This is a genomic window from uncultured Aliivibrio sp. (assembly GCF_946479765.1).
Classification (GTDB): Bacteria; Pseudomonadota; Gammaproteobacteria; order Enterobacterales; family Vibrionaceae; genus Aliivibrio.
The window spans coordinates 59740-66993 of sequence record NZ_CAMLHO010000020.1 but is presented as its reverse complement, the minus strand read 5'-3'; the positions used below and the strand labels follow the sequence as shown (position 1 = coordinate 66993).

Annotated in this window: 8 protein-coding genes; 4 read left to right on the top strand and 4 right to left on the bottom strand. The window is 37.8% G+C overall.

Annotation, left to right across the window (positions count from 1 at the left end; genetic code table 11):
- Nucleotides 1-289 precede the first annotated feature (289 nt).
- Nucleotides 290-1948, top strand: a complete 1659-nt coding sequence (glnS, locus tag Q1K78_RS09630; RefSeq protein ID WP_300177439.1) for a glutamine--tRNA ligase — start codon at nt 290-292, stop codon at nt 1946-1948.
- Nucleotides 1949-2032: 84 nt separating this feature from the next.
- Here glnS and fcrX read toward each other — a convergent pair whose 3' ends face one another.
- Entirely contained in the window at nt 2033-2476 is a 444-nt protein-coding gene (fcrX, locus tag Q1K78_RS09625; RefSeq protein WP_300177437.1) for a ferric iron uptake transcriptional regulator FcrX, read from the bottom strand.
- A 180-nt stretch (nt 2477-2656) separates the two neighbouring features.
- Between fcrX and Q1K78_RS09620 the strand changes: the two genes are divergently transcribed.
- A complete protein-coding gene (locus Q1K78_RS09620) occupies nt 2657-3121 on the top strand; it encodes a hotdog fold domain-containing protein (protein WP_300177435.1) in 465 nt (154 codons plus the stop codon).
- 52 nt (nt 3122-3173) lie between these two features.
- On the opposite strand, the gene fldA is transcribed toward Q1K78_RS09620, so the two are convergent.
- From fldA to Q1K78_RS09605, 3 genes are all read right to left on the bottom strand, one after another.
- Nucleotides 3174-3701: a flavodoxin FldA gene (fldA, locus tag Q1K78_RS09615; protein WP_300177433.1), complete on the bottom strand. Its 528-nt coding sequence runs from the start codon at nt 3699-3701 to the stop codon at nt 3174-3176.
- Between the two features lie 59 nt (nt 3702-3760).
- On the bottom strand, nt 3761-3982 hold the full coding sequence (locus Q1K78_RS09610; protein ID WP_045101551.1) for a DUF2788 domain-containing protein: 222 nt from the start codon (nt 3980-3982) through the stop codon (nt 3761-3763).
- Nucleotides 3983-4069: 87 nt separating this feature from the next.
- Nucleotides 4070-4846 carry an alpha/beta fold hydrolase gene (locus tag Q1K78_RS09605; protein WP_300177429.1) on the bottom strand — a complete coding sequence of 259 codons (777 nt, stop codon included), beginning with the start codon at nt 4844-4846 and terminating at the stop codon, nt 4070-4072.
- A 94-nt stretch (nt 4847-4940) separates the two neighbouring features.
- Here Q1K78_RS09605 and seqA point away from each other — a divergent pair, with 94 nt between their 5' ends.
- Nucleotides 4941-5489 (top strand): replication initiation negative regulator SeqA, encoded by a 549-nt coding sequence (gene seqA / locus Q1K78_RS09600; RefSeq protein WP_300177427.1) that lies wholly within the window; start codon nt 4941-4943, stop codon nt 5487-5489.
- 50 nt (nt 5490-5539) lie between these two features.
- A complete protein-coding gene (pgm, locus tag Q1K78_RS09595) occupies nt 5540-7186 on the top strand; it encodes a phosphoglucomutase (alpha-D-glucose-1,6-bisphosphate-dependent) (protein WP_300177426.1) in 1647 nt (548 codons plus the stop codon).
- Nucleotides 7187-7254 lie beyond the last annotated feature (68 nt).

Sequence of the window (7254 nt, the reverse complement as noted above, 5' to 3'; positions counted from 1 at the left end):
AAACTTGGTTCAAACAATGTTCAAGTTATTCTTGGTTGCCGTGCTGAAATCGGAGCTGGTGAAATGAAAAAAATCCCAGCTTCTGAAGACCTAACAGCAGTTGCATTACCATAATTATTGAGTAAATTCACTCAAATGACTAAGCCGCTCTCTTTAGAGCGGCTTTTTTTATGTAAATAAAGAAACTATTTGATTCTATATATTGAGTATTGGCGCATAATTGTGGATCATAGGGCTATATGAACAATCTGTTCTTTTTGCAATTACTAATACCAATGAGGTGCTTTAGATGAGTGAAACTGAAACTCGTCCTACCAACTTTATCCGTCAAATTATTGATGAAGACCTAAAGTCAGGTAAACATTCCAGTGTCCATACTCGTTTCCCGCCAGAGCCGAATGGCTATCTGCATATCGGACACGCAAAATCTATCTGTTTAAACTTTGGTATTGCTCAAGATTACCAGGGACAGTGTAATCTACGTTTTGATGATACGAACCCTGAAAAAGAAGATATTGAATACGTTGAGTCGATCAAAAATGACGTGAAATGGTTAGGTTTTGATTGGAGTGGTGATGTTCATTATTCTTCGAACTATTTCGATAAATTGTATGATTACGCGGTTGAATTGATTGAGAAAGGGCTAGCTTATGTTGATGAGCTAACTTCTGATCAAATCCGTGAATACCGTGGTTCACTTAAAGAGCCAGGTAAAAATAGTCCATACCGTGACCGTAGTGTAGAAGATAACCTTGCGTTGTTTGAACAAATGCGTGATGGTAAATTTAAAGAAGGCACTATTTGCTTACGTGCAAAAATTGATATGGCTTCTTCATTTATCGTTATGCGAGATCCTGTGATCTATCGTATTCGTTTTGCTACTCATCACCAAACGGGTGATAAGTGGTGTATCTACCCAATGTACGATTTTACTCACTGTATTTCTGATGCACTTGAAGGTATTACGCACTCAATCTGTACGTTAGAATTCCAAGATAACCGTCGTTTATATGATTGGGTATTGGAAAATATTACGATTGATTGCCAGCCGCATCAATATGAGTTTAGTCGCCTAAACTTAGAATACACAATCATGTCTAAGCGTAAGCTTAATGAGCTTGTGACTGAGAAACTAGTAAATGGTTGGGATGATCCACGTATGCCTACGGTTTCAGGTCTACGTCGTCGTGGCTTTACTGCAGGCTCTATTCGTGAATTCTGTAAACGCATTGGTGTTACGAAGCAAGAGAATATGATTGAATTTGGCTCATTAGAGTCATGTATTCGTGATGATCTCAATGAGAATGCTCCTCGTGCTATGGCCGTTCTTGAGCCTGTTAAAGTAGTTATTGAAAACTACGAAGAAGGTAAAGTAGAAACGTTAAACGTTGCTAATCATCCTAACAAGCCAGAAATGGGCACACGTGAAGTTCCATTTACTCGTGAAGTATACATTGAGCAAGATGATTTCCGTGAAGAAGCGAACAAAAAATACAAGCGTTTAGTGCTAGGTAAAGAAGTTCGTTTACGTGGTGCTTATGTGATTCAAGCTGATCGTATTGAAAAAGACGAAGCAGGTAACATTACGACTATTTTCTGTAGCTATGATGCAGAAACGCTAGGTAAGAACCCAGCAGATGGCCGTAAAGTTAAAGGTGTGATTCACTGGGTGTCAGCAGATAAAGCAGTACCTGCTGAGATCCGTTTATACGACCGTTTATTTACAGTGCCAAATCCAGCAGCTTTAGAAGATTTCTCAGAGAGCATTAATCCTGAGTCATTAATTACTAAGAATGGTTTTGTAGAACCAAGCTTAGCAACAGCAGAAGCAGAAGCAGGTTACCAATTTGAGCGTACAGGCTATTTCTGTATTGATAACAAAGACTCTACACCAGAGGCTCTTGTATTCAACCGTACAGTAGGCTTACGTGATACTTGGGAAGGTTAATCCTAACTAAGTATTCAATTAATTGATAATAAAAAACCAGCAGAGATGCTGGTTTTTTTATGACTAAAGTTTGTGACATTAGTATTAATCGTTATGAGCATCATTATTATCAATACAATCGCCAGTAATGCAATGACCGTACAGATATAAACTGTGGTTAGTTAAGCGGACATTGTGTTTGTTCGCAATTTCTTTCTGGCGTTCTTCTATCATATCATCAGAAAATTCAATAACTTTTCCGCAATCAAGACAAACAAGGTGATCGTGATGGTGTTGTGTTGCTAATTCAAAGACAGATTTACCGCCTTCAAAATGGTGACGAGTTACAATACCTGCATCATCAAATTGGTTTAATACACGGTATACAGTAGCAAGCCCAATCTCTTCACCAATATCGATTAATTTTTTATATAAATCTTCTGCACTGATGTGCTGGCTATCTGGTTGTTGTAGCACTTCTAAAATTTTCAGGCGCGGAAGAGTAACCTTTAAACCGGCTTTTTTTAGTGCTTGGTTGTTATCTGACATCGACTTTTCCTGTATTGGCGTTCTGCATCGATTTTTAGTGCAGTTTTAATCACTTAATTATAGGGAACATTCAATTCAGTTGATACCTTATCTGTACGATCTCTTACAAAAAAATAGATGTTGATCTTTTGTTAAAAAAACACTTATGATGAGGTCTGACCAGAATTAAGGGAAATAAATATGTATAAGTACTTTACCCCAAAAATAGTACGAAGGGCATTAAATATTTGGCCTCCATTTTGGGGCGCAGGGATCTCGATCCAAACTATTTCATCTGATTTTCAAGAAGTGAATGTCATATTGAAAGATCGATTTTGGAATAGAAATGCCAATCGAACTCAATATGGAGGAAGTATTTTCTCTATGACTGATCCTGTATTTTCGCTAATGTTAATGGGTATTTTACGTGATGAATACTTTGTATGGGATAAACAATCAGAGATCGATTTTATTTCCCCTGGAAAGACAGATTTACAAGCACACTTTTTAATTTCAAATGAAAAAATTCAAGAGATAAAAGATCATACTGATAATGGGGAAAAGTATTTTCCGCAATTTGAAGTGTATATTTATGATAAAAAAGGAAAGGTAGTTGCGAAGGTGAATCGAACGTTATATGTAAGAAAAAAGCCAGAATTTAGATGATGCTCTCTACTTTATTATGTAAGAGATAAGCAGAGAGCATCATGAATCAAAGTTAGTCTTCTAATTCTGCAAGGCACATCTCTTCATGGATTTGATTAACCCATGTAGTTACACGCCCTTCAGTAAGCTCTGGTTGACGGTCTTCATCAATACAAAGACCTACAAAGTTATGTTCATCAACTAGGGCTTTAGATGCTTCAAATTCATAGCCTTCAGTTGGCCAGTAACCGATTACAGTGCCGCCTTTTGCTTCAACGATATCACGGATGTTACCCATCGCATCACAGAAGTATTCAGCGTAATCTTCTTGATCACCACAACCAAAGATAGCAACAAGTTTAGTCGAGAAATCAATGCCTTCTAATTCAGGAAAGAAATCATCCCAATCACATTGAGCTTCACCGTAGTACCATGTAGGGATACCTAGAAGTAGAAGATCGAAGTTATCAATATCTTCTTTGCTGCTTTTTGCTATGTCTTGAACATGAACTAGCTTTTTACCAAGCTGTTTTTGAATCATCTTGCCAACAGCTTCAGTATTACCTGTGTCGCTACCAAAGAAGAGTCCTACACTTGCCATATGATGAATACCTGTATTTGTCTGTATTAATTAAAAATAGATGTTATTAGATCAGTGACTTAACCTAGACCAGAGCCTTCCCAGCTTAACTGAATAATCCCTTTAGCAATAAAGCCTGTACAGCCTAAAAAGAGAACTAGCCAAACAATTTTTCGGCCAAAAGGGGGTACATTCGCTTGTTTTAATACATCTTTAATAGCCATGCCGATAAAGAAAAATATCGAGGCAAACAGTAAATCTAATCCAATAGATTCAATGAGATCAAAATGTTCATACAGCATGAATCACCCTTATCTTAAGTAAGCGACCTAAATCTGATCGAATAATTTGGCAAAACTATATCATAGCTTTGACATTGTTGGTATGGATTATCTATTACCAACTTTTACTAGAAATCGATTTATGACTCGATAAATGGTTTCTGGCTTTTCTGCATGCAGCCAATGGCCAGTACCACTGACAATATGTGCCTTAGCTTTTGGAAATTGCGCCATAATTTCTTTTTGGTGTGTAGGTTGGATGTAATCGGAATTTTCTCCTTTTACAAACAGAATATTACCAGTAAATGGTGAGATAGGATCCCAACCTATTATATGGTGATAATTCGCTAATAATGCGGGCACATTAAAACGCAAAGTTAACTGTTCGTTTTTTTTATACAATGATTTGCTTAAAAACTGTCGTACGCCAGGATCTACGATGGACATTGCAAGTAATTGATCTGCTTCTTTTCGAGTAGTTGGTGGTGTGTCTAAAATGTGTTGAAGCCCAGAAAATACTGCGTCATGTCTGCGTTCAGGATAGGCTACCGGAGCCATATCTAAAACGGCTAGTGATGAGATAATTTCTGGTTTCTGACCTGCGATGGCCATAGCGACTTTACCTCCCATAGAATGACCTATGAGATGAGCAGAGGAAATGGATAAATGTTCAAGTAGATGAATGACATCAGACGCGAGCGCTTGATAATTATGATCTTCTGAATGAAAAGAGTGACCATGGTTTCGAAGATCAACACTGATCACTCGATATGTCGATTCAAATTGACGGGCGAGAAGACCTAGGTTATCTAAATTTCCAAATAAGCCATGAATTAGGATCAAAGGATCCCCATTTCCTTGTTCTTTATAGTTAAGTAGCTTCATTTTTCTGCGTTGTGTTAGGTTTGTCGTAGAGTATCACGATTATACAATGTATAATCGTGCCTTCATAAATAGATTATAGAATACGAACCATATAATGAAGACTATTGAAGTAGACGAAGAACTATACCGCTTTATTGCGAGCCAAACTCAACACATCGGTGAAAGTGCCTCTGATATTTTACGTCGTCTCTTAATGCAGTCGTCACCTTTAGACTCTGTTATTTCTGTTTCAACCCCTGTTGAAGTACAGAAAAAAGGCATAGTAGTCAGTAAAGATGCAGGTAAAGAGACATCTGTAGATCGCGTTAAAGCGGTACGTACCTTATTAATCTCTGATGAATTTTCTGCATTAGATAAAGCGATTGATCGTTTTTTAATTGTGCTATCAGAATTATATCAAATTGACTCAAAGGCCTTTGCTGAAGCAACGGAAGTGAAAGGAAGAACCCGAGTTTATTTTGCAGACAATCAAGACACATTGATTGCAAGTGGTAAAACAACTAAGCCCCGTGAAATTAACGGCACTCCATTTTGGGTTATCACAAATACAAATACTAATCGCAAGCGCCACATGGTTGAATTGTTAATGGAGCGTATGGGTTTCCATCATGATTTGACAGAGAAAGTGTGCGCGGCAATTTAATTTCCTTTGAGCCATTACTCAAATAATAATTTGTCACAAGGAATCGTCAAATGGCTATACATCCTCGCGCTGGGCAGAAAGCTCAGCAAGAAGATTTACACAATATCCCAGCATTAGTTTCTAATTATTTTTTATTAGAACCTGATGCATCAAACTCAGATCAAAAAGTACAATTTGGTACTTCAGGTCATCGTGGAACAGCAGATAAAGCAACGTTTAATCAACATCACATTTGGGCTATCGCTCAAGCGGTTGCTGATGTACGTAAGGAAAATGGGGTTACAGGTCCACTTTTCTTAGGTAAAGACACACATGCTTTATCTGAACCTGCTTTCATTTCGACGATCGAAGTATTAGTTGCTAATGGTGTTGAAGTTATCATTCAAGAAGATAATGGTTACACACCAACGCCAGGCATTTCTCATGCAATCTTAACGCATAACGTTAAATTTGATGATAAAGCGGATGGTATCGTTATTACTCCTTCCCATAATCCACCTCAAGATGGCGGCATTAAATATAATCCGACCCATGGTGGACCGGCTGAAGGTGAGTTAACTACGGCAATTGAGAATCAAGCAAATTTACTTATCGCAAACGAATTGAATGGTGTAAAGCGCATTCCAATTAATGAAGCGATGAAATCTGATTTAGTTAAACAAGTGGATTTGGTTAAGCCGTATATTGATGATTTGAAAAATGTCGTCAATATTGAAGCGATTCAAAAAGCAAATTTAAAACTAGGCGTTGACCCATTAGGCGGTTCTGGTATTGAATACTGGCGTCAAATCGGTAAAGCATTTGATCTAGATCTTACTTTAGTTAGTGAGGCAATTGATCCTTCATTCCAATTTATGTCGTTAGATAAAGATGGCGTAATACGCATGGATTGTTCTTCTCCTTATGCGATGGCCGGTTTATTGTCATTAAAAGATGACTATGATTTAGCGTTTGGTAATGATCCTGATTATGACCGCCATGGTATTGTAACGCCATCTGGTTTAATGAATCCAAACCATTACCTAGCTGTTTGTATTGATTATTTATACCGTAATCGTCCAAAATGGAAAACAGAAGTTGCAGTCGGTAAAACATTAGTATCTTCGGCAATTATTGACAAGGTAGTCGCTGATTTAGGTCGTGACCTATGTGAAGTTCCTGTTGGGTTCAAGTGGTTTGTTGATGGCTTATATGCTGGTTCTCTTGGTTTTGGTGGTGAAGAGAGTGCGGGTGCTTCTTTCCTACGCTTTGATGGTACACCTTGGTCAACAGACAAAGATGGTATTCTTTTGTGTCTACTTGCGGCTGAAATCACAGCGACTACAGGCATGAACCCCCAAGAATACTACAACAAACTAGCTGCTCAACATGGTGAATCAAGTTATAACCGTATTCAAGCTGTGGCAAATAAAGCTCAAAAAGCAGTATTAAGTAAATTATCTCCAGAAATGGTAGCTGCAACAACGCTTGCGGGTGATGACATTACAGCTCGTTTAACGCATGCTTCAGGTAATGGTGCTGCTATTGGTGGCCTTAAAGTAACAACAGCGAACGGTTGGTTTGCTGCTCGCCCATCAGGAACCGAAGAAATCTACAAGATTTATTGTGAAAGCTTTAAAGGTGCAGAACATTTAGCATTGATTGAACAAGAAGCTCAAGAAATTGTAAGCAACGTATTTAAAGACGCTGGCTTATAATTTTAAAACCAGTTAATTATTAATAAAAAGCAGCGCATGTCGCTGCTTTTTTATTATTTAAAAATGGA

What these genes read in the sequence shown, in the direction of transcription:
- pgm (WP_300177426.1), top strand. Translation starts at nt 5,540, where the DNA reads ATGGCTATACATCCTCGCGCTGGGCAGAAAGCTCAGCAAGAAGATTTA.
- seqA (WP_300177427.1), top strand. Translation starts at nt 4,941, where the DNA reads ATGAAGACTATTGAAGTAGACGAAGAACTATACCGCTTTATTGCGAGC.
- fldA (WP_300177433.1), bottom strand. Translation starts at nt 3,701, where the DNA reads ATGGCAAGTGTAGGACTCTTCTTTGGTAGCGACACAGGTAATACTGAA.
- glnS (WP_300177439.1), top strand. Translation starts at nt 290, where the DNA reads ATGAGTGAAACTGAAACTCGTCCTACCAACTTTATCCGTCAAATTATT.
- Q1K78_RS09605 (WP_300177429.1), bottom strand. Translation starts at nt 4,846, where the DNA reads ATGAAGCTACTTAACTATAAAGAACAAGGAAATGGGGATCCTTTGATC.
- Q1K78_RS09620 (WP_300177435.1), top strand. Translation starts at nt 2,657, where the DNA reads ATGTATAAGTACTTTACCCCAAAAATAGTACGAAGGGCATTAAATATT.
- Q1K78_RS09610 (WP_045101551.1), bottom strand. Translation starts at nt 3,982, where the DNA reads ATGCTGTATGAACATTTTGATCTCATTGAATCTATTGGATTAGATTTA.
- fcrX (WP_300177437.1), bottom strand. Translation starts at nt 2,476, where the DNA reads ATGTCAGATAACAACCAAGCACTAAAAAAAGCCGGTTTAAAGGTTACT.